Raw genomic sequence first — 22,664 nt, forward strand, 5'->3', positions numbered from 1 at the left:
GCACGGCTTTGCGGAGCCGTCGATTCGCGCGCGCCTGTGAGGAATACGGGGAAATGAGCGTTATAAAGCTGTTGATGAAGGTTCAGTTGAAATGTGCGAGCGACGCAGAAGTCGGGACGGGGGGCGCCGACGTGCGCAGCGTGGCTGCGGTCGCGCTCTGGACCGTGGCGCTGGTCGTCCTGCTGCCGGGCCTGATCCTCCAGTCGTACGGGGCGCATCTGTCGGCGGCCCTCGGCCTGCAGGCCGTCGTCGTGACGCACACCGGTGTGACGCTCACCCGCGTGCTCACCGCGACCACGGTGCGCCTCGTCGCCCTCGGCTTCTGGGTGTTCGCCTACATCTGGCTCGGCCTGGCACCCCTGGCCATGCTCGCCACCGACACCTACCCGTGGGCCTACCGGGCCGGTGAAGGCACCGCCCTCACGGCCGTGGCCGTCATCGAACTCGGGCTTCTCGCCCACACCGCGGGAACGGCCTTCGCCGCCCGCCGGGAGCGCTCGCTCGCCGCCCGTCCGGAGGTCACCTCACCAGGCGTGGTGGAACGACTGCTGTCCCGCCGCCTGGCGCCCTGGCGCCTCATCGCGCTCTGCGGACTCGCCCTCGTTCTCGCGGCGCTGCTGGTCCCGGCCCAACCAGGCGGTCTGAACGCCTATTTCACGAGCCGTCAGGCGCTGCGCGAAGCCGGCGCCATGGACAACGCGCAGGACGCCTTTGTGATGGCCCTGCGCAACTGGTCGCTGTCCGTAACCGCGTTCTGGGCCCTGCTGGGTCTGCTGCACGTGCCCCGGCTGCGGGGCGGCGACCGACTGCTGCGAGGTGTCCGCCGGCTGCTGCTGCCGCTGCTCCTGGCCCTGAACGTCGTCGTCAACAACCCTGTCAGCAAGCCGAGGTTCTGGGCCGGCACGGTGGTGCTGACCCTGCTGTTCACCGTGCCCCGGCTGTGCCGGCCCCGCGCCTTCCGCGCCGTCGCGGCGACCCTCATGACGGCCGTGCTGCTCGTCTTCCCCTACAGCGACTACTTCCGCTACAGCGACCGGGAACAGATCGCCGTCGTCTCCCTCGCCGAGCAGTTCACCACCAACGGCGACTACGACGCCTTCCAGCAGGTGCAGACCGGCATCGACTACGCACGGGGAAAGGGGTTCTCGCCCCAGAGCGCGCTGGGGCCCCCGCTGTTCCTGGTCCCGCGCTCGGTGTGGCCGGACAAGCCGGAGGACACCGGAATCACCCTGGCCCAGTACGCGGGCTACGACTTCCTCAATCTCTCCGCGCCGTTGTGGATTGAGAGCTACCTGTGGGCCGGACCGCCCGCGGTGGCCGTCGTGTTCTTCCTGCTCGGCGCGGCCGGCCGCCGGATGGACGACGTACGGCACCGGCTCCGCGACCGGCCGGGCACCCTCGCGGCGCTGCTGGTCCCGGCCTTCGCCTTCTACCAGATGGTCTTCCTGCGCGGCAGCCTGCTCGGCATCGTGGGCCCGCTGATGCTGCTGATGACCATTCCACTGCTCATCACCACCCCCACGGCCCGGGCATCCCGATTCCGCTCAGCGGCGATGTCGACCGCGCCCACCCGTCACGCATCGATTCCCGGAACAGGAGGGCACTCGTGACCGGCCCCTTCCACTTCGACGACCGGTACGACGAGCCGGACCAGCTACGCGACCAACTGCGCCGACTCCTGCGCCACCGCGCCGTCATCGCGTTGGGGATCGTCCTGGGACTGCTCGGCGGAGCGGCCCTGGCGCAGGCCCGCGCCCACACCTACACCTCCACCAGCGAAGTCCTCGTGCGCTCCACCACCGACCCCTTCGGCACGGTCGCCGTGGCCGCGGACAACCAGGTCAGCATGGGCACCGAGCAGCAGATCGCCGCCAGTGCCGCGGTCGCCATCCGCGCGGCGCACACCCTGGGACAGCCCGCGAGCCATGCGGGCGCGCTCCAGGACCGGCTGCGGGTCACCAACCCGGCCAAGTCCCAGGTCCTCCGCTTCGAGTTCACCGCCAACAGCCCCGGGCGCGCGGCGCGCGGCGCGAACGCCTTCGCCGACGCCTACCTGGCCGACCGCAAGGGCCGTAACGACGCCGCCGTGCAGCGGGCCACCCAGGGCGTGGAGCAGCAGATCGCCGCGGTGACCAAGCAGGCCAAGAAGCAGACCGACGACGGCGAGTCCACCGACTCCGCCGCACAGAGCGAGATCACCACTCTGCACAAGCGGGTCTCCGACATCAACTCCCGGGACACCACCGGGGGTGACATCGTCCGCAGCGGCGAGGCCCCCACCAGGCCCTCGGGGCCGGGCATGTCTACCCTGCTCGTGCTCGGACTGGCGAGCGGTCTCGCCCTCGGCATCCTGCTGGCCTGGCTGCGCTCCGCCCTCGACTCCCGGGTCCGCTCGGCCGACGAGGTCAGGGCCGCGCTGCGCGCTCCGGTCCTGGGCATGCTGCCCACCAGGGCCCGCGGGGACGCCCTGCTGACGGTCGGCCGCACCAGTAGTGACCGCACAGAGGCCTACCGCGCCCTGGCCTACCGGCTGCGCCGGACCGGGCTCCCGTCCGGCGCCGGCCGCCTGCTCGTCGTGGCCCCCCGGCGCGGTGCGGCCACCGGGGAGGTCGCCGTGAACCTGGCCGCGGCCCTCGCCGAGTGCGGCGACGAGGTGCTGTTGGTGGACGCCGACCCCGGCACGCCCGGCCTGGCGACCCGAATGCCGCTCGTGCCGGACGATGCCCGCACGACCGAGGAGGAGGCCCTGCCCGAAGGGAGCCTCGTCGTCGATGCCGGAACCGCCGGGCGGTTCGTCTGCCGCTCCGGCGGCAGCACCGGTTCGCAGGTCCAGGCGGGCGTGTCCGCCGCTATCCACCGGGTACTGCCCGCTGCCGATTCCGGCTCCGGCTCCGTGGTCGTCGTCACCCGGCCGCTCCTGGAGCACGCGGACGCCCTCGCGGTCGCCCAGCGGGTCGACGGCGTCCTCCTGGTCACCGACCTCGACGCCACCCGGCGCGACGACCTCAAGCGGGCGCACGAGCTGATCGACTGCTCGGGCGGGAACCTCCTCGGCGCCGTCCTCGACTGCCGCGCACGCGGCCGCCTCCGCGCCGCCCTGCGCCGTCGTCCCGAGCGCCGTCCCGCGGTGGAGCCCGCGATGCCGATCGTGGAGCTCCCCGCACAGGACGACACCCTCACGGTCTCCCGCGGGTGACCGCCTCCGATGCGACCGCTCCCACCCCCGCCGGGGCCACCGCCCCGAGCGGGGTCGCCGCTGCCGCACGGGGCGGCTGGTGGGGTGTGGCGGGTTCCGCCGCGAACGCCGTCTTCGCCTTCCTCCTCGTCGGCCTGATCACCCGCTCCGCCGGAGCGCACGGCGCGGGAGCGGTCTTCACGGGCGTGGCCTTGTTCACGATCCTCAGCAACACCTGCAAGCTCGGCTCCGACACCGGGCTCGTGCGCTACGTCTCGCGCGACCTCGCCGTCAACGGCGGCCGATCGGTGGGCGCCCTGCTGCGTGCCGCCGTCGTGCCGGCGGCCCTGGCCAGTACCGCGGCCGCCCTGCCACTGCTGCTGTTCCCGGCGGTGGCCACCACCCTCCTGCCCCACCTGCGGCCGGCCGACGCGGTCACGCTGGTCCGGCTCTTCGCGCTGTTCCTGCCCGTCGCCACCGTCGGACTGGTCCTGCTCGGAGCCACTCAGGGGCACGGCACGGTGGTGCCGTTCGTCGGCGTCGAGCAGATCGGCAAGCCCGTGCTGCGGGTGCTGATCGCCGTCCCGGTGGCGTACTACGCCCCCGGGATGCTGCCCCTGGCCGTGGCCTGGCTGCTGCCCGCGCCGGCCGGCACCGTGGCCGCCTGGCTGTCGCTGCGCCGCTGCCGTGCCCTGCGCGGCGGCGCCCTGCGCGGCGCGGAACATCGCGCAGGGCACGGGGCCGCGCCCTGGCGTTCCTTCTGGAGCTTCGCGGCACCCCGCGCGGTCTCCTCCGTCTTCGACATCAGTGCTGTCTGGGTCGGTGTCATCCTGCTGTCGGCCCTGGCCACCAGCAACGAGGCGGGCATCTACACCGCCATCGGCCGCGTGGTCACCGCGGGCACCCTGCTGCAACTCGCCGTCCGGCTCGCCGTGGCACCCGAGATCAGCCGGCTGCTCGCCGTCGACCAGGTCTCCGAGGCCCGCCATCTGCACCGCGTCTCGACCTGCTGGATCGTGCTCTTCTCCTGGCCGCTGTTCGTCCTCGTCGCCGGCTTCCCCCGGACCGTCCTCTCGGTCTTCGGACCGGAGTTCGTCGACGGCGCACCCGCCCTGGTCGTGCTGTGCGTGGCCTCGTTGATCAACGTCGCGGTCGGTAACGCCCAGACCGTGCTCCTCATGGCCGGCAAGAGCTCCTGGCACCTGGCCGTCACCGCCCTGGCGTTCATGGTGCAGCTGACGGTCGGCATTCTCGCCGTGCCGCTGTGGGGCGTCCTCGGTGCAGCCGTGTCCTGGGGTGCGGCCATCATCGTGGAGAACCTCTCGGCCGCCCTGCTCATCCGTCTGTGCCTCGGTTTCAGGACCGTCGACCGCGGCTACACCACCGCCCTCGGTGTCGCCCTGGTCGTCTCGGTGGTGCTGGCGGCCGTGCGCATGCTGGGTGGTGACACTCCGTCAGGACTCGCCGTGGGGATGATCTTTGGAATGTGCGCATTCAGTACTACTTTGTGGTGGTATCGAAGATCGCTGGGAGTGAGCGAGCTGGTCGGAGTGCTGCGCCGTCGCGCCGCATGAGCCCAGGCAGGGTCGAACGGTCCGGGCTCGCGAAGCCACGCCCCATTCCCCGCGTGCCGCCCACAGCACTGCTATCCGGGGTGTCCCTTGCGCCTGAGAAAGCTCCCGACCAAGGCGGCCACCAGGGCTGTCGCCGTCACGATCTGCTGCTCCACCGCCCTGCTCGACCCCTCCTTCGCCGTGGCCGCCGGCAGAGCGCCCAAGCCCGCGTTCAGCGCCGATCCGCTGACCACCTGGCAGACGAACGGCATCGTCTGGTCACTGGCCTCCGTGGGCCGTGTCGTCTACGCCGGGGGAACCTTCACCTCGGTACGGCCGCCCGGTGCCGCACCCGGAACCAAAGAGGTCCGGCGCCGCAACTTCGCCGCCTTCGACGCGGTCACCGGGGCCCTGCTGCCCTGCGCGCCGTCGTTCACCGGCGGCGAGGGAACCGTACGCGCCCTCAAGGCCTCGCCCGATGGCCGAGTGCTGTACGTGGGCGGCTCCTTCAGTCATGTCGGGGCCACCGGTGTGGCGAGCGCCGTAGCCCTGAACACGGCGGGCTGCACCCTGCGCAAGGACTTCCGGCCGGCGGTGTCCTCGACCGTCCGGGCGATCGACACCACGAACCGGACGGTGTACCTCGGCGGTGACTTCGATGTGGTCGACGGCCGGACCAGGAAGCATGTCGCGGCCTTCACGCCCGGGGGCACCCTGTTGCCGTTCGAGGCGGACATCGATGCTCCGGTGCGCGCCCTGTCGGTCGTACCCGCACACCAAAAGCTCTACGTCGGAGGCGAGTTCGAGCGCGTCGACAACCAGTTGGTCCACTCGCTGGCCGCTCTGAACCCCACCACCGGCGAACTGACGCACACCTATCCGTTCTGGCTGCCGCCCAAGTCCGCGGTGAAGTCGATCGCGCACGACGGCACCAACTTCTACGTGGCCGCCGAAGGCAGCGGCCAAGGCGTCTTCGACGGCCGCATCGCGGCCCGGCTCAGTGACGACACCATGGTGTGGAAGGACACCTGCTTCGGCGCGACTCAGGCCGTCCTGCCCTACAAGGGCGTCCTCTACAGCGCCTCGCACGCGCACAACTGCGCCGCCACGCCCGGTGGCTTCCCCGAGCGGCACGACCGGCAGCACCTGCTGGCCCAGTCGCCGAAGGACAGCACGATCCTGCACTGGTTCCCCGACACCGACGAAGGGGCGGGGAAGGGCGTGGCGGGGGTCGGGCCCCGAGCCCTGGCGGTCGCGCGCGGAATCCTCTGGGTGGGCGGCGAGTTCGGCCAGGTCAACGACCGGCCGCAGCAGAGTCTCACCCGCTTCGGGGCCGGTCCCGGCACCGTCGCGCCGGAGACACCCGCCCTCTCGGCCTTCGCCGAGAGCCCCGGAACGGTCACCCTCCGCTGGCAGGCCTCCTGGGACCGGACCACCGCGGCGCTGACCTACCGGCTCTACCGGGACGGACGGATCGTCTCGCGGCGGACGTCGTCGTCGACCTACTGGAACCGTCCGTGGATGAGCTACACCGACTCCGTGGCCGCCGGTACGAGTCACCGGTACCGGATCGAGGTCACGGACGGGACGAACACCTCGCCGAAGTCCCACTCCCTGAAAGTGACCGTCCCCGCGAAGGCCGAGACCAGGGCGGCGGGTGACGCGCGCACATGACACGCATCGGATACGCGCCCGGCGTCTACGACCTGTTCCACATCGGGCACCTCAACCTGCTGCGGAATGCGCGCCGGCACTGTGACCACCTCGTCGCGGGAGTCACCTCCGACGACCTGACCATGCGTCTCAAGGGCAGGTCGCCGGTCATCCCGGTCTCCGAACGCGTGGCGATCGTGCGCAGCCTGCGCTGCGTCGACGCGGCCGTCGTAGAGCTGGAGGAGGACAAGCTGGAGGTGTGGAAGCGGATCGGCTTCCACGTCATCTTCAAAGGCGACGACTGGCGGGGAACGCCCAAGTGGGAAGTGCTCGAGCGGCGCTTCGCGCAGGTCGGCGTGGAAGTCGTCTACTTCCCGTACACCATGCACACCTCCAGCACCCTGCTGCGTGGTGCCCTGGAACTGCTCACCGCGAAGCCGCCGCCCGCGATCCCCTCAGCGCAGCTCGCGAAACCACTTGACCAGGAAGGCTGCCATGAACAGGACATGGGCCAGCAGCAGAGTGCAGTACACCGCAAGGAAGATGTGCTGACTTCCCAGGAATAGGAAGCTGATGCAGGTCACGCCGTAGTCGACCGGCAGGAGCAACACGGACCACAGTGCCCGGGCCGGCCTCGGCGGTCCCGGGTCCGCCGTCCGCAGCTTGAGCTTCTCCGTCAGGATCCCGGCGAAGAAGATCACCACGGCTGCCAGCTGGAAGATCATCGGCGCCAGCAGGAAGGCCGGACCGGGCAGCGTGAAGAACCGGTAGAACGACACCAGCACCACGAGGTGCAGGGTGACGAGCTTGACGCAGTCCAGCACATGGTCCAGCCACTCGCCGGACGCACTGCCCGAACACTGGCCGCGCGCGAGCTGACCGTCCGCCGCGTCCAGGGCGAACCCGAAGGCCATGGCCGTACCGACACAGGCCGCCATCACCGGAGCCGGCGGCAGCAGAGCCACGGCGGCCAGGGCCGGAAAGGTGAACAGGGCGCCGAGCACCGTCAGCTGATTCGGCGTCGCCCCGATCCGGTAGGCCACAGCGGCCAGTACCCGGCCGGCCGGACGGTTGACGAACTCGGTGTAGACCGACGTTCCCTTCGTGGGCTTCTGTGCCGACGACAACTGCCTGAGCACTTGGGCGAACTCGGTCATTTCCCACCTTGTTGGTGTAAGTACTTGGAAAGAAGGAGATTATGACAGAAACGGGTGGCGAAAGACCCCGTGTCAGCCGTCGGCATCTCCTGCGTGGCGGAGCGTCGGTGCTGGCCGCGACGGCTCTGTCCACCCCCACCCCACCCGCCGTCGCCGGCCCGCGGGGCAGGGCCGAGGCGACCGCCTCCGGCGCCCTTCCGGGGCGCGGACGTTCCAGGTCCGACACGGCGACCGTGGTCAACGTGGCCGACCTCGGCGCGGTGGGTGACGGGCGGACCGACGACAGTGCGGCGTTCGAGGTCGCCTACTCCTTGGCCGCCGCGCGCGTTTCCCAGGGTGTCGGCCGCGTGGTGATCGAGATCCCCGCCGGCGACTTCCTCATCACGCGTCCTGACGCACTGCTGAACGGCGTCGCTCCGCCGCGGCCCGCGAACGGCCTGCGCTTCGCCGGAGCGGGCAAGCGGATGACGACCCTCGTGTTCCGCCCGGACACCGGCCCCGGCTCCTATCTCTGCCGCAACGAGGACGCCTGGTCGAATCTCTCCTTCGAACGCATGCAGTTCCGCTCGGACACGCCCGGCGCCTCCTTCTTCAGCTCGTACTCGACCGGGCAGGCGCAGGACTACCGGTTCTCCGAGTGCGAATGGATGGGGGAATGGGAGTACGGGCTCGCCCTGGACGGCACGGACACCAACTCGGAGATGCGGTGGGAGGCGTGCCGGGTCGGCGGCAGCTATCGCCGGGCATTTCTGTATTCCGGACTCTCGGAGCGCGGGAAAGGCCATCCGAACGACCAGGACCAGTTCCTCAACTACTGGTTCACCGACATGAAGGTCGAATACGACTGGGGCAACTTCCTGGAGTTTCCCTACGGAGGTTCGATCACCTGCCGCGGCGGTTCGTACATCATCACCGGCAAACGCCCCGAGAGCACCCCGGAATACGGCACCACCAGTACGTTCTTCCGCTTTCCCGTCAACGTGCACCATGACTCCGTGCAGCGGTTCCACGCCGAGGACATCCGCTTCGAGGTGCGCAATCCCGATGTGCGGGTCATCGACTGCCTGTGGAACAGCGGAACGGTCCACTTCAGTGACTGCGACGACACCGCCTTCGGCTACCGGGACTTCTCCGCCGAAGTCCGCGCGCACCGTTACGCGGTGGGTCCGCGGGGACCGCTGATCCGTTACGACTCCTGCCAGTTGGTGGGCCGCCACGAGTACCGGACCACCGCCTCGCAGGACACCCTCCCGCCACTCGCGCGTTACGACATGTGCCTGCTCCGCAGTCACGCGGCCGGTGACTTCGCGGTGCCCGCCGACGGCACCGAGCGGCCCCGTTTCGTGCGCTTCGTCGACTGCGTCGACCATCTCGACGCGGGTGACTCGCCCCGGCCGGCATCCCCCACGACCGCGCCGCCCTGCATCGGCCCGACCTCCTCCCCGGCCCCCTCTCCGACCTCGTCCCCGAGCCCGACGCCCACCGCGACGCCCGAGCCGAGCCCCGCGGCGACTCCTTCGGAGACTCCTGCGTCCCCGCACTCCCCGGCCCGTTCCGACAGCGACCCGGCCGGCTGCGCCAAAAGGTAGATCCGGCTGCGGCGGCTTAGGCAGCCCCGCCACCTGCCATGACGACGGGTCACCCGTGGGAGGGACTTTACGGACCTTCAGCAGGATGGGGGGATCCGGGTGGCCAGAGATTCCGTGAGCGTCTGATACTCCAGAAAGGAGTCATTGCCACGCTTCGGTCCCGCCCTTTTCACCGGGTTCACCACGCTGCGGCGCAGTAATGAGCACCACCCCGTGTATCGCAGTCGGGCGCGCCGTTCTCCGTGGGCAATCACGCGGTCGCGTCCCACGACAGGAAAGGCATGTGGATGTCACGCTTGGCGCATTCGGCGCTGCATCGGGTCCGTCCGGGCCTGGTCGCGATCACCGCTGTCGCCGCTGCGGCGGCTGTCGGCGTGGGCCAGTCGACCGCGACCGCCGCGGTACCGCCGTCCGTCCCCCGTGCGCAGGAAGGCGGATCCGGCGCGCACCGTCAGGGCGCGGCACCGTCGGGTATCAGCACGCTCTCGGACAAGCTGACGACCCCCTGGGGGATCTCGTTCCTGCCGGGCAGGAACTCCGCGCTGGTGACCGAACGCGACACCGGAGCGGTCTGGAAGGTCGCCCTGGACGGGTCCAAGAAGAAGGTCGGCACGGTCCCGAAGGCGGTGTGGAGCCAGGCGACCCAGGACAAGGGCGGCCTGCTGGGTGTCGCCGCGTCACCCGGGTGGAACGGGACCACGGACAAGGCCGTGTTCTTCATGGAGACCACGTCCGTCGACAACCGCGTGGTCCGGATGAACTTCAACGGCACCTCGCTGAGCGGCTACACCCCGATTCTCACCGGAATCGTCAGGGACACGCAGCACAACGGCGGAAAGATCGCCTTCGGTCCGGACGGCTACCTCTACGTCACCACCGGCGACGCGCAGCAGTCGCAGCTGGCCCAGGACAAGAAGTCGCTCAACGGAAAGATCCTGCGGATCACCAAAACCGGTGCCGCCGCTCCCGGAAACCCGTTCGGAACCCGCGTCTACAGCTACGGCCACCGCAACCCCCAGGGCCTGGCCTGGGACCGCAACGGCCGCTTGTGGGAGACCGAGATCGGCCAGGACGCCTGGGACGAACTCAACCTCATCAAGCCGGGCGGGAACTACGGCTGGCCCAAGTGCGAGGGCAACTGCTCCGTCGCGGGCATGAAGAACCCCAAGATGGTCTGGAGGCCGGACCAGGGCGGCGTGCCCGCCCAGATCGCGATCGTCAAGAACGTCATCTACGCCGCGACGCTCAGCGGCAAGAGGCTGTGGCGCATCCCGATCGACTCCACCGGCGAAGGCGTCCTGCCGGCGACGGCGTACTACAACGGCGCCTACGGCCGGTTGCGGGCGCTGGCCAAGGTACCCGGCGCCGACCAGCTCTGGCTGGGCACGAGCGACCGAGGCATCGCGAAGGACCTCCTCCTCAAAGTGACCATCAAGTGACGACCCCCTCCTGAACGAAGGGGGCGAACTCACCTCTGCCGAAAGGAAGGCACACACCATGAACGAAGCCGTCGAACACATCGAACAGCCGGCCACGACCACCACCGAGGAAGCCGGCCGGACCGAGTGGCAGACGCCCGGGTACACGATCGTCGACACCGCGCTCGAGGTCACCGCCTACTCGCTCAGCGTCCGCTAACCGCCGGCATGCTGCTGCAGGTACTCGGCACCGCCGCCGGCGGCGGCATCCCCCAGTGGAACTGCGCGTGCCCCGGGTGCTCCGGGGCACGCGCCCACTGTGTGCGGCGCCGCAGGCACGCCTCGCTGGCCGTCCGTGCCGACGAGGGCCGCTGGTACCTCGTCAACGCCACCCCCGACATCGGTGACCAGATCGAGGCCCACCCGGCCCTCCACCCCGGGCCCGGACCCCGGCAGACGCCGATCGCCGGAGTGGTCCTCACCGACGCCGAACTCGACCACACGCTGGGCATCTGGCGGCTGCGCGAGGCGGAGGGCCTGGAACTCCTGACGACCGCTCCGGTCCGCCGGGCACTCGAGGACCGCCTGCACCTCGGCGAGGTGCTCGCCCCCTACACCACCCTGACCTGGTGGGAACTGGAACCCCGGGGCGCGCAGCCGCTGCGCGCCGACGCCGCGGGCCCGTCCGCATCCGGTGTACGGATCAGTGCCGTACCCGTCTCGGACAAGCGTCCGAGATACGCCGCCGACGACCCCGCGCACGACGCCTGGGTCGTCGCGCTGCGCCTGTACGACTCCGCCACCGGCAGGTCGGCCCTCTACGCCCCCGCCGTGGCGACCTGGTCCGACGCCCTGCACAGCGCCGCCGCCGAGGCCGACTGCGTCATCGTCGACGGCACCTTCTGGGACGACGAGGAGCCCCGCCGTACCGGCATCTCGGCCCGCACCGCGACGGGCATGGGCCACCTGCCCGTCGACGGACCGGACGGCACCGCCGGCATCCTCGCCACGCTGTCCGCCCGCTGTCTCTACACGCACCTCAACAACACGAACCCCCTCGTCGACCCCGCCGCGCCGCAGCACAAGCAGCTCGCCCGGCTGGGCATCGAGGTGGCCGACGACGGAATGGTGATCGAGCTGTGACCACGACACTTGCCCCGCTGACGGAACCCTGGAGCCCCGCCGAGTTCGAGGCCCGCCTGCGCGCGGTGGGTGAGGCGCGCTACCACGACCGCCATCCCTTCAACGTCCGTATGCACCAGGGCGACCTGACCCGGGCCGAGGTGCGCTCCTGGATCACCAACCGCTTCCACTACCAGCGCCACATCCCGGTCAAGGACGCCCTGATCACCGCCAAGCTGGACTCGCCGCGGCTGCGGCGCATGTGGCTGCGGCGGATCGAGGACCACGACGGACGCAGCGAGGGCGAGGGCGGCATCGAGCGCTGGCTGCGGCTCGGCGAGGCGGCCGGCCTGGACCGCCGGACCCTCCTGTCGGGCGAGGACGTGCTGCCCGGCGTACGGATGGCGGTGGACGGCTACGTCAACTTCTGCCGTCTCCGCCCGACCCTGGAGGCCGTCGCCGCCTCGCTCACCGAACTGACCGCCCCGGACCTCATGCGCCGGCGCATCGAGGCGTTCGAGCGGCACTACCCCTGGATCTCGGCGGAGGGGCTCGGCTACTTCCGCACCCGCGTCGACCAGGGCCGGCGCGACAGCACCGAGGCGCTCGACCTGGTTCTCCAGTGGGCCCGCACCCGCACGGACCAGGAGAAGGCGCTGGCCGCGCTCTCCTTCAAGTGCGACGTGCTGTGGTCCCTGCTCGACGCCGTGCAGCACGCGGGACGGTCCGAGCAGGCGGGCGGCCCCGGCCGGCTCGGGCAGGACGACCGACGGGAGCCGAAGTGATCCCGGAGCCCGAGAACACCTGGTGCCCCGCGCTCGCCCCCTCGCTGATGCTGCGGCACGACACCGTGCGCGGCGCCGACCTGCTGGTCCTGCCGGAACGCGTGGTCGTCCTGGAGGGCCACGCCGGCATGGTCGTCGGCCTGTGCGACGGCACCCGCACCGTGCCCGGCATCGTCGACGAGCTGGTCGAGCGGTTCCCCGGCGCCCCGGTGGCCACCACCGTCCCCTCCTTCCTCGGCCGGCTGCGACAGGAGGGCTGGCTCAAGTGACCGGTGCCACGAATCCCGCCCGCCCCTGGGCCCTGCTCGCCGAACTCACCCACGCCTGCCCGCTGCACTGCCCGTACTGCTCCAACCCGCTGGAGCTCGCCCGCCGTTCGAGCGAGCTGAGCGGCGAGGAGTGGGCGGACGTGCTGCGTCAGGCCGCCGGGCTGGGCGTCGTACACACGCACCTCTCCGGTGGCGAGCCCCTGCTGCGAACCGACCTGGAGCAGATCGTCGCCGCCGCGGAGTCGGCCGGGATCTACACCCAGCTGGTGACGAGCGGCACCGGCCTCGACGAGGCCCGGCTGGCCGCGCTCACCACGGCCGGGCTGCGCAGTGTCCAGCTCTCCGTCCAGCACGCCGACCCGCGGGCCAACGACCGGATCGCCGGCCGCCGGTCCTCGTTCGCCGCGAAGGAACGGGCCGCGGCCCTCGTCCGCCGGGCCGGGCTCCCGCTCGGCCTCAACGTCGTGCTGCACCGCGACAACCTCGACGCCCTCGACGCCCTCGTCGAACTGGGCGTGGACTGGGGTGTCGACCGCATCGAGCTGGCCAACACGCAGTTCTACGGCTGGGGCCTGCTCAACCGCACCGCGCTGCTGCCCACCCGCGAGCAGCTCGCCCGCGCCCGGGAGTCCCTCGAACAATGGCGGGAGCGGCTCGCCGGCCGCGTCGACCTGGTCTGGGTCGTGCCCGACTACTTCGACGGCGTCGCCAAGCCCTGCATGGGCGGCTGGGGAGCGGTCTCGCTCACCGTCGCACCCGACGGCACCGCCCTGCCCTGCCCGGCGGCCGCCTCCCTGCCCGACCTGGACCCGCCCAACGTCCGTGACCACCCACTGGCCTGGATCTGGGAGCAGTCCCCGGCCTTCGACCGCTTCCGCGGCACCGAGTGGATGACGGGCCCCTGCAGCGGCTGTCCCCGCCAGGAGGAGGACTTCGGAGGCTGCCGCTGCCAGGCGTTCGCGCTCACTGGCGACGCCGCCCGCACCGACCCGGCGTGCGCGCTGTCGCCGGACCACCACCTCGTCCGCGAGCTGGCCGACGGCGGCACGGTGGAGCCGCCGCCGTACGTCTACCGGCGGCCCGGGGCGGCACCCGCACGTGCGGGGCTCCCAGGACCGGGCTCCGGCGAAAACCTGCCGACCTGCTCCCACTAGGGAGGTACGGGGCGTAAACCGACCGGACGGGGGAAGAGGGTCATACGGCAAGCCGCGGGGAGTGGTCTGCCGTGCCCGGGATGCCGGGCCTGGGTTCGGGGGGAGGCACCAGGCATGGGCGGGCAGCCCCTGTTTCTCCGTCCGCGGCTGGAACCACGGCTGCGGTCACTGGCGGACTCCGGCGAGCTGCTGCACACGCTCGTCGGCGCGCTCGGGTCGCCGCTGCACGCGGTCGTTCCCGACCAGATCGCCGCGAATCTGGAGCGGTTCCGATCGGTGTACCGCAGCCACCACCTCTCCGGCCAGGTCTTCTTCGCCCACAAGGCCAACGGGTCCAGCGCCCTGCTGAGGCGGCTGGCCGCCACGGACGCGGGCGTGGACGTCGCCTCCCTGGGCGAGCTTCAGCACGCGCTCGGCGCCGGATTCACCCCCGAGCGCATCACCGCCACCGGACCGAAGAACAGGGAGTTCCTCTGGCTGGCCGCCCGAACGTCGGTCACCGTCAGCGTCGACAGCCGTGACGAGCTGGAGCAGCTCGCCGCCCTCGTACGCCGGCACGCCCTGCCACGGGCTCGTGTCCTGCTGCGGCTGTCGGGGTTCGAGACCGCCGGGGTGCGGGTGCTGAGCCGGCGCAGCCGGTTCGGCTCACCCGTGCGGGAGCTGGATCCGCTGCTGAAGGCGGTCGAGCGGCACCACGACGTCGTCGACCCGGTAGGAGTGGCGTACCACCTGGACACCACCAGCCTCGACGAGAAGGCCACGGCGCTCGTTGGCTGCCTGCGCGTACTGGAGGAGTGCCGGGAGCGGGGACTGCGGCCGACGGCCGTGGACATCGGCGGCGGATTCGGTGTCAACTACCTTGCCGAGCACGAGCAGTGGGAGCGGTACACGACCGAACTGACCGCCGCGGTCCTCGGCACCCGGGCACCCCTGACCTGGGGCGGGCACGGCTACGGGCTGCGCAACGAGGCCGGCACCCTGCGTGGCGCGCTCGGGCTCTACCCCGCGCACCGGTCGGTCGCCGGGGCGCGGTACCTGGACGAACTCCTCGCGCACCCGGCCGCGCCCTTCGACGGCCGCCCGCTTGCCGACCTGCTGCTGGAGCACCTCTACGACCTGCACACCGAACCCGGTCGGGCGCTGCTGGACCAGTGCGGGCTGACGCTCGCGACGGTGCTGGAGGTCCGCACCCAGGAGGCCGGCGGCGAGCTTCTCGTACGGCTGGAGGCGAAGGCCGACGACATCGCCCTGGAGGAGCACGGGGTCCTCATGGACCCCCTGGTCCTCCCGCGGGACCCGGCCCGCGCCGGCCCCGCCGCGGAGCCGGTCGCCGCCCATCTCTTCGGCAGCCTGTGCCTGGAGGCCGACCTGATCACCCGGCGGACGGTGTTCCTGCCCCGCCGCCCCGAACCGGGCGACCTGCTGGCCTTCGTCAACACCGCCGCCTACTGCATGGACTTCCACGCCACCCGCGCCCAGCGCCGGCCCGTCGCCCGCAAGGTCGCCGCCTGGCAGGACGGCGGTTCGTGGCGCTGGTGCCTGGACGATCAGTACTGGCCGACCACCTCCGTGGGAGGAGCGCAGTGAGGTACGACAGCATCACCGAGGCCATCGGCAACACTCCGCTCGTGCGCATCGACCCGGCCGTACACGGTCTCGCCCACATCGACCTGTACGCCAAGCTGGAACTGCTCAACCCGTTCGGATCGGTCAAGGACCGGGCCGCCTGGAACATGGCGCGCCCCCACCTGCGGGCCGCTGCCGCGAACGGCAGGCAGATCGTGGAGCTGTCCAGCGGCAACACCGCCAAGGCGCTGGCCGTGCTCGCGGGGATGCACGGCCTGACCTTCAGGAGCGTCACCAACCGGATGCGCATCCCGGAGATCAAGGACCTCCTGCTGCTGCTCGGCGCCGAGATCGAGGAGCTGCCCGGCCAGAGCGAGTGCCTGGACCCGACCGCCACCGACGACCCGCTCACCCTCTTTCACCGGACGCTGTCCGAACCCGGCGGCGCCTTCCTGCACACCGACCAGTACTTCAACCCGCGCAACACCGAGGCCCATCTCACCGGCACCGGCCCGGAGATCGTCAAGGACCTGGACGGCCGGGCCCCGGACTGGTTCATCGCCTGTGTGGGCACGGCCGGTTCCTCCACCGGCGTCGCCCGCGCACTGCGCGAACACGACCCCGCCGTACGGGTCGTCGGACTGGTCGCGGACAAGTCCGACTTCATCCCCGGCATCCGCACCATCGACGAGGCGCGCGAGGTCGGGCTGTTCGATCCGGGCACCTACGACGCGATCGAGGCGGTGAGCGCCGACGACGCGATCGAGGGCATGCTGACGCTGAACCGCCGGTGCGGCATCCTGGCCGGCCCCACCGGCGGAGCCGCCTACTTCGGTGCCCTGCGCCGACTGCGGTCAGCCGACGAGGAACTGACGGGACGTCAGTCCGCGGTCTTCATCGTCTGCGACCGCGTCGAAAGCTACCTGAGTTACGTCCGCCGGCGCCGCCCGGACCTGTTCGGCCGCCCCAGCCGCAGGAACGCACCGGCCGATGTGTCCGACACAGAGGTGCACGAGGCTCCGGCCATCGGCGTCGCCGAGGCCCAGGCATGGATCGCCACCGGCCGGCCTCTCGTGGTCGACCTGCGCAGCCCTTCCGCCTATGCCGCCCTGCACATCGACGGCTCGGTCAACATCGTCGACGAGCTGTTCGAGGAACTGGTCCATGGCGGCCTGCCCTTCAGTCGCAACCGCCCGGTGCTGCTCGCCTGCCCGGTCGGTGAGAAGTCCGCCCGCTACGCCGCGCTGCTGACCCGTATGGGGCACCCGGAGGTCCGCAGTCTGACCGGCGGCATCATCGCCTGGCGCGACGCCGGCGCACCCCTGGTACGGGACTGAGCGGCATGACGGCGCCCGGGATCGTGCCTCAAGGGGAGTCGGGCAGTGCGGAGTTGAGCGCCCTGCGCGCCCAGTTCCCCATCATCGCGGGGCACCCGGAGCTGGCCTACCTGGACAGCGCGGCCACCGCGCAGAAGCCACAGGCCGTACTCGACGCGGTCCAGGCCTACCTGACCACGACCAACGCCAACGCCGGGCGCGGCACCTACACCTGGGCCAACCGGACCACGGCCCTGGTCGAGGAGACCCGGGACCGGGTCAAACGGTTCCTCGGCGACCCGGATCCGGCGGAGTCCGCCGTGCACTTCACGAGCGGCACCACCGAGGGACTGCGAGCGGTCGCCCGCGACTGGCTTCCCCGGCTCCTCGCCGACGGCGACGAGATCGTGGTCCCGGTCGCCGACCACCAGGCCAACATCTCGCCCTGGCTGGAGGCCCGGCAGCAGCTGTCCGGCCAGGGCGTGCGGGTCCGCGTCCTGCCGATGCCGTACCAGCAGGCATCCGGGGACTACGACCACACGGCGCTGGCCTCCCTCGCCGGGCCGCACACCCGGTTCGTCGCCGTGACCCATGTGCACCACGTCTACGGCGGGAACATGAACATCCACCGCATCCGCGAGGCGGTCGGCCCGGACGCCGTCATCTGCCTGGACGCGGCCCAGAGTGTCGGTCATCTGCCGGTGTCCGTGGCCGAGCTGGACGTCGACTTCGTCGTCTTCTCCGGTCACAAGGCGATGGCCCTGCCCGGCTCGGGGGCCCTCTGGGCGCGCCAGGCACGCGGACCGGCGTTCGCCCCCGGCGGCTGGCCGGGTACGCCCAACACCGTCGGCATCGCCTCCCTGCACGCGGCGCTGGACTGGCTGGAGGCGGCCGGGCCCGACCGGATCGAGCGGTGGACCGTGGCCCTGGCGGCCCGGCTCACCGACCGGCTGCGCCACCTGGACGCCTACGAGATCCTCGGCTGCCGGACGAGCGTCGCCGCCGGCTCACCCGTGCAGCAGCGCCAGGGCATCGTCACTTTCCGGCACCGTGACATCGACTCGGGAGACCTGGGGTTCATCCTCTTCAGCCACGGCTTCATGGTCCGCTCCGACAGTCACTGCCAGGGCGGGGCGGGGGAGAAGGCCGACTCGGTACGGGTGAGCCTGCACGTCTACAACAGCATGGAGGAGATCGACAGACTCCTGTCGGTCCTTGCCACCCTCGGGTGATACCGGCCCCCGATCAGGGAATGGAAACCGTTGTCAGCTGTAGCCTCGGCGAAGGAACCAGGGGCGAGACGGCAAGGTGGCACGACCGTATGGGGCTGAGTCTGGCAACGGCCGAGCGATGGGTGGAGCGGTGGGAGCGGCAGCAGGAGCGGTACGCCGTCGACCGTGAGGAGCGCTTCACGGTGATCGCCGACATGGTCGAGCACATCGCCGCGAGCGCCGCCCACCGGCCGCTGATCGTCGACCTCGGCTGCGGCCCCGGATCGCTGGCGGCCCGCCTGGCCCGGCGGCTCCCGGAAGCGGACATCGTGGCGGTGGACCGGGACCCGCTCCTGCTGGAGCTGGCCCGCGCCCACCACGCGGACGCGGCGCGCTACGTGGACACGGTCATCGGCGAGCACGGCTGGACCGAGGCTCTCGGCCTCGACCGCCCGCTCGACGCGGCCGTCTCGACGACGGCCCTGCACTACCTGACCCCGGAGAACCTGCGCCGCACCTACGGCCGGCTGGCCTCGCTCCTGCGCCCCGGCGGCATCCTCGTCAACGGCGACCACCTGCCCCAGGACGACGCCCGACTCGCCGAGATCGCCGGACACATCGGACACCGCCGGGCGGAACGCCGGCGGGCATTCGCCCACGAGGACTGGTCCTCCTGGTGGACGGCGATCGCCGAGGACCCCGAGATGGCCGACCTCTACACCGAACACCGGGCCCGTCGTCCCCCGACGGGAACGGACAGCGCCGCCCGGCTCTCCCTGTCCGCGCACCTGCGACTCCTGGGCCAGGCGGGCTTCGGCCACGCCGGGCCCGTCTGGCAGTACGGCGACAGCTATGTGGTCGTGGCGATCCGCTGATCAGTCCGGTCCGGCTTGACTTCGAGTGTGCTCCAATTCGTAGCGTTTCGGGCATGAGCACTGCACAGCACAAGATCGGTTCGGGTTTCGGGGCCGACAGCACGGCCGACGACGTTCTCGAAGGCATCGGCCTCGGCGGAAAGCTCGCGATCGTCACCGGTGGCTACTCGGGGCTCGGGCTGGAGACCACCCGGGCGCTCACCAGGGCGGGGGCCGAGGTCGTCGTGCCGGCGCGGCGTCCGGACAGCGCGCGGGAGGCGCTCGCGGGTCTGGACGGGGTGGAGGTGGACCAGCTCGATCTGGGCGACCTGGACAGCGTGCGGGCGTTCGCCGAGCGGTTCCTCGACTCCGGACGCACCGTCGACTTCATGATCAACAACGCCGGGATCATGGCCTGCCCCGAGACCCGGGTCGGACCCGGCTGGGAGGCGCAGTTCGCCACCAACCACCTCGGCCACTACGCCCTGGTCAACCGCCTGTGGCCGGCGATCGAACCCGGCGGCGCCCGCGTGGTCTCCGTCTCCTCCCGCGGCCACCACTTCTCCGGCATCCGTTGGGACGACGTCCACTGGCAGCGGGGTTACGACAAGTGGGAGGCCTACGGCCAGGCCAAGACCGCGAACGTCCTGTTCGCCGTCCACCTGGACAGGCTCGGCAGGGGGCAGGGGGTGCGCGCCTTCGCACTCCACCCCGGCGGCATCCTCACCCCGCTCCAGCGGCACCTGCCCAAGGCGGAGATGGTGGAGCGCGGCTGGATCGACGAGCAGGGCAACGCGCTCAACCCCGAGGGCTTCAAGTCCCCGCAGCAGGGTGCGGCCACCCAGGTGTGGGCGGCGACCTCGCCCCAGCTCGAGGGCCTGGGCGGCGTCTACCTCGAGGACTGCGACATCGCCGAGCCCGCCCCCGAGGGCGAGCGCCTGGGCGTGCGGGACTGGGCGACGGACCCGGAGCAGGCGGCCCGTCTGTGGGCCCTTTCGGCGGAGCTGACGGGCGTCGACGCGTTCGCGGCCTAGATCCCTAGCGGGCCCGCCTCGCGGTCGCCACCGGACCGGTCAGGAATGGAGAAGCGCCGGTCGCGGAGCCGCGGCTACCGTGGCCGCCACGGGTGCCGTCCGAGGCAGGAAAATCGGACGTTACGCTCGAAGCCGGTCGGATCCGGCCAGGCGGCACCGGTGGAGACCGTGAAGGCGGGCCCGCCCGAGGGATGGAGTGACGAGAAGCATGACCAAGAGGACGGACACGCAGTCGCCTGCGCCGCACGTTGCCGACAGCCACGAACTGATCCGCGTGCACGGCGCGCGCGAGAACAATCTCAAGGACATCACCGTCGAGATCCCCAAGCGCCGGCTGACCGTCTTCACCGGCGTCAGCGGCTCGGGCAAGAGCTCCCTGGTGTTCGACACGATCGCCGCCGAGTCGCAGCGGCTGATCAACGAGACCTACAGCACCTTCGTGCAGGGCTTCATGCCCACGCTGGCCCGCCCCGACGTCGACGTACTGGAAGGGCTGACGACCGCGATCATCGTCGACCAGCAGCGGATGGGCTCCGACCCCCGCTCCACGGTCGGCACCGCCACCGACGCCAACGCGATGCTGCGCATCCTCTTCAGCCGGCTCGGGCAGCCGCACATCGGTTCGTCCCGGGCGTTCTCCTTCAACATCCCCTCGATCAGCGGCGCGGGCGCGGTCACGGTCGAGCGCGGCGGCAAGACCGTCAAGGAGCGGCGCAGCTTCAGCATCACCGGCGGCATGTGCCCGCGCTGCGAGGGCCGGGGCACGGTCACCGACATCGACCTGACCCAGCTGTACGACGACAGCAAGTCGCTCAGCGAGGGGGCGCTGACGATCCCCGGCTACAGCATGGACGGCTGGTACGGCCGCATCTTCAAGGGCTGCGGCTTCTTCGACCCGGACAAGCCGATCCGCAGGTTCACCAAGAAGGAGCTGCACGACCTCCTGTACAAGGAGCCCACCAAGATCAAGGTCGAGGGCATCAACCTGACGTACGAGGGTCTGATCCCCAAGATCCAGAAGTCGATGCTGTCCAAGGACGTCGACTCACTGCAGCCGCACATCCGCGCCTTCGTCGAGCGGGCGATGACGTTCACCACCTGCCCCGACTGCGACGGCACCCGACTCAGCGAGGGAGCCCGGTCCTCGAAGATCGAGGGGATCAGCATCGCCGACGCCTGCACGATGCAGATCAGCGACCTGGCCGCATGGGTCCGTGGTCTCGACGAACCCTCGGTCAAGCCGCTGCTGGCGGCGCTGGGGGAGACCCTGGACTCGTTCGTGCAGATCGGCCTCGGCTACCTCTCGCTGGACCGGCCTTCGGGCACGCTGTCGGGCGGCGAGGCCCAGCGCGTCAAGATGATCCGCCACCTCGGCTCCTCGCTCACCGACGTCACGTACGTCTTCGACGAGCCCACGACGGGCCTGCACCCCCATGACATCCAGCGGATGAACGACCTGCTGCTGAGCCTGCGGGACAAGGGCAACACCGTGCTCGTCGTGGAGCACAAGCCCGAGGTGATCGCGATCGCCGACCACGTCGTCGACCTCGGCCCCGGCGCCGGCACGGCGGGCGGCACCGTCTGCTTCGAGGGCACCGTCGAGGGGCTGCGGGCCGGCGGCACCGTCACCGGCCGCCACTTCGACGACCGGGCCGCCGTCAAGGACACGGTGCGCGCGGCCACCGGCACGCTGCGGATCCGCGGCGCGCGGGCGAACAACCTGCAGGACGTCGACGTCGACATCCCGCTCGGGGTGCTGACGGTCATCACCGGCGTCGCCGGCTCCGGCAAGAGCTCGCTCGTGCACGGGTCGATCCCGGCCACCGAGGGTGTCGTGTCGGTCGACCAGGGCGCGATCCGCGGCTCGCGGCGCAGCAACCCGGCGACGTACACCGGGCTGCTCGACCCGATCCGCAAGGCGTTCGCCAAGGCCAACGGCGTCAAGCCGGCCCTGTTCAGCGCCAACTCCGAGGGCGCCTGCCCCACCTGCAAGGGCGCCGGCGTCATCTACACCGACCTGGCGATCATGGCCGGCATCGCCACCACCTGCGAGGAGTGCGAAGGACGGCGGTTCGACGCCTCGGTGCTCGAGTACCGCCTCGGCGACCGGGACATCAGCGAGGTGCTGGCGATGCCGGTGACCGAGGCCGCCGAGTTCTTCGCGGACGGCGAGGCCCGTACGCCGGCGGCGCACCGCATCCTCGGCCGGCTCGCCGACGTCGGCCTCGGCTACCTCACCCTCGGCCAGCCGCTGACGACCCTCTCCGGCGGCGAACGGCAGCGGCTCAAGCTGGCCACCCACATGGCCGAGAAGGGCGGTGTCTACGTCCTCGACGAGCCGACCACCGGCCTCCACCTCGCCGACGTCGAGCAACTCCTCGGCCTCCTCGACCGGTTGGTCGACTCGGGCAAGTCGGTGATCGTCATCGAGCACCACCAGGCGGTCATGGCGCACGCCGACTGGATCATCGACCTCGGCCCCGGAGCGGGCCACGACGGCGGCCGGATCGTCTTCGAGGGCACCCCGGCCGACCTCGTCGCAGCCCGCTCCACCCTCACCGGCGAACACCTCGCGGCCTACATCGGAGCCTGACCGACGCGTGCGCCCCGGGGCTTTGCGCGGCCCGGTTGCGGTCCTGTGTGCCGGGCACGGCCGCCGTGTACGACGTCGTGAAACGCGCCTACGGACCTGGTCCGTAGGCGCGTTCGCGGCGCCGCGCGGGGTACCGGCGGAACGCCTTGGCGCGCCCTCGACGGTCCGCTGCCCGTGGCCCCGACGACATGGACGCCTACGATGTCCGCGACGGA

18 protein-coding genes and 1 pseudogene are annotated in these 22,664 nt (G+C 71.2%); 18 read left to right on the top strand and 1 reads right to left on the bottom strand.

The window, feature by feature from the left end:
* The first annotated feature begins 131 nt into the window (after positions 1–131).
* From FB157_RS36860 to FB157_RS36880, 5 genes and pseudogenes are all read left to right on the top strand, one after another.
* Positions 132–1,610, top strand: coding sequence for a hypothetical protein (locus FB157_RS36860; RefSeq protein WP_261386763.1), 1,479 nt, complete (start codon positions 132–134; stop codon positions 1,608–1,610).
* Positions 1,607–3,196: a hypothetical protein gene (locus tag FB157_RS36865; protein ID WP_145885069.1), complete on the top strand. Its 1,590-nt coding sequence runs from the start codon at positions 1,607–1,609 to the stop codon at positions 3,194–3,196. Before FB157_RS36860 ends, FB157_RS36865 begins: the two co-directional genes overlap by 4 nt.
* Positions 3,193–4,749, top strand: a complete 1,557-nt coding sequence (locus FB157_RS36870) for an oligosaccharide flippase family protein (protein ID WP_145885070.1) — start codon at positions 3,193–3,195, stop codon at positions 4,747–4,749. The genes FB157_RS36865 and FB157_RS36870 overlap by 4 nt, the downstream gene beginning before the upstream one ends.
* A gap of 87 nt (positions 4,750–4,836) precedes the next feature.
* Positions 4,837–6,402 (top strand): YncE family protein, encoded by a 1,566-nt coding sequence (locus FB157_RS36875; RefSeq protein ID WP_145885071.1) that lies wholly within the window; start codon positions 4,837–4,839, stop codon positions 6,400–6,402.
* Positions 6,399–6,821 (top strand): annotated as a pseudogene (locus tag FB157_RS36880) (adenylyltransferase/cytidyltransferase family protein); the annotation flags it as partial. The gene FB157_RS36875 and the pseudogene FB157_RS36880, both read left to right, overlap by 4 nt.
* Before the next feature lie 15 nt (positions 6,822–6,836).
* Here the strand turns inward: FB157_RS36880 and FB157_RS36885 are convergent.
* On the bottom strand, positions 6,837–7,538 hold the full coding sequence (locus FB157_RS36885) for a CDP-alcohol phosphatidyltransferase family protein (RefSeq protein ID WP_145885073.1): 702 nt from the start codon (positions 7,536–7,538) through the stop codon (positions 6,837–6,839).
* Positions 7,539–7,645: 107 nt separating this feature from the next.
* Between FB157_RS36885 and FB157_RS36890 the strand changes: the two genes are divergently transcribed.
* From FB157_RS36890 to FB157_RS36950, 13 genes are all read left to right on the top strand, one after another.
* Entirely contained in the window at positions 7,646–9,127 is a 1,482-nt protein-coding gene (locus FB157_RS36890; RefSeq protein ID WP_261386764.1) for a glycoside hydrolase family 55 protein, read from the top strand.
* 287 nt (positions 9,128–9,414) lie between these two features.
* Positions 9,415–10,566 (top strand): sorbosone dehydrogenase family protein, encoded by a 1,152-nt coding sequence (locus FB157_RS36895; protein WP_261386765.1) that lies wholly within the window; start codon positions 9,415–9,417, stop codon positions 10,564–10,566.
* A gap of 58 nt (positions 10,567–10,624) precedes the next feature.
* A complete protein-coding gene (pqqA, locus tag FB157_RS36900) occupies positions 10,625–10,765 on the top strand; it encodes a pyrroloquinoline quinone precursor peptide PqqA (protein WP_145885075.1) in 141 nt (46 codons plus the stop codon).
* A gap of 8 nt (positions 10,766–10,773) precedes the next feature.
* Entirely contained in the window at positions 10,774–11,688 is a 915-nt protein-coding gene (gene pqqB / locus FB157_RS36905) for a pyrroloquinoline quinone biosynthesis protein PqqB (RefSeq protein ID WP_145885076.1), read from the top strand.
* Entirely contained in the window at positions 11,685–12,452 is a 768-nt protein-coding gene (gene pqqC / locus FB157_RS36910) for a pyrroloquinoline-quinone synthase PqqC (protein ID WP_145885077.1), read from the top strand. Before pqqB ends, pqqC begins: the two co-directional genes overlap by 4 nt.
* Positions 12,449–12,721: a pyrroloquinoline quinone biosynthesis peptide chaperone PqqD gene (gene pqqD, locus FB157_RS36915; RefSeq protein WP_385170054.1), complete on the top strand. Its 273-nt coding sequence runs from the start codon at positions 12,449–12,451 to the stop codon at positions 12,719–12,721. The genes pqqC and pqqD overlap by 4 nt, the downstream gene beginning before the upstream one ends.
* Positions 12,718–13,875 carry a pyrroloquinoline quinone biosynthesis protein PqqE gene (pqqE, locus tag FB157_RS36920; RefSeq protein ID WP_261386766.1) on the top strand — a complete coding sequence of 386 codons (1,158 nt, stop codon included), beginning with the start codon at positions 12,718–12,720 and terminating at the stop codon, positions 13,873–13,875. The genes pqqD and pqqE overlap by 4 nt, the downstream gene beginning before the upstream one ends.
* A 114-nt stretch (positions 13,876–13,989) precedes the next feature.
* The gene (locus tag FB157_RS36925; RefSeq protein ID WP_145885078.1) at positions 13,990–15,462 is read left to right on the top strand and encodes an alanine racemase; all 1,473 of its coding nucleotides are present in this window, start codon (positions 13,990–13,992) and stop codon (positions 15,460–15,462) included.
* Positions 15,459–16,778: a pyridoxal-phosphate dependent enzyme gene (locus tag FB157_RS36930; RefSeq protein ID WP_145885079.1), complete on the top strand. Its 1,320-nt coding sequence runs from the start codon at positions 15,459–15,461 to the stop codon at positions 16,776–16,778. Before FB157_RS36925 ends, FB157_RS36930 begins: the two co-directional genes overlap by 4 nt.
* Positions 16,779–16,783: 5 nt before the next feature.
* Positions 16,784–17,989, top strand: a complete 1,206-nt coding sequence (locus FB157_RS36935; RefSeq protein WP_145885080.1) for an aminotransferase class V-fold PLP-dependent enzyme — start codon at positions 16,784–16,786, stop codon at positions 17,987–17,989.
* 89 nt (positions 17,990–18,078) lie between these two features.
* The gene (locus FB157_RS36940; RefSeq protein WP_145885081.1) at positions 18,079–18,843 is read left to right on the top strand and encodes a trans-aconitate 2-methyltransferase; all 765 of its coding nucleotides are present in this window, start codon (positions 18,079–18,081) and stop codon (positions 18,841–18,843) included.
* 53 nt (positions 18,844–18,896) lie between these two features.
* Entirely contained in the window at positions 18,897–19,856 is a 960-nt protein-coding gene (locus FB157_RS36945; protein WP_145885082.1) for an SDR family NAD(P)-dependent oxidoreductase, read from the top strand.
* Between the two features lie 208 nt (positions 19,857–20,064).
* Positions 20,065–22,449, top strand: a complete 2,385-nt coding sequence (locus tag FB157_RS36950) for an excinuclease ABC subunit UvrA (RefSeq protein WP_145885083.1) — start codon at positions 20,065–20,067, stop codon at positions 22,447–22,449.
* Positions 22,450–22,664: the final 215 nt, after the last annotated feature.

It is taken from the genome of Streptomyces sp. BK340 (assembly GCF_007827595.1).
Classification (GTDB): domain Bacteria; phylum Actinomycetota; class Actinomycetes; order Streptomycetales; family Streptomycetaceae; genus Streptomyces.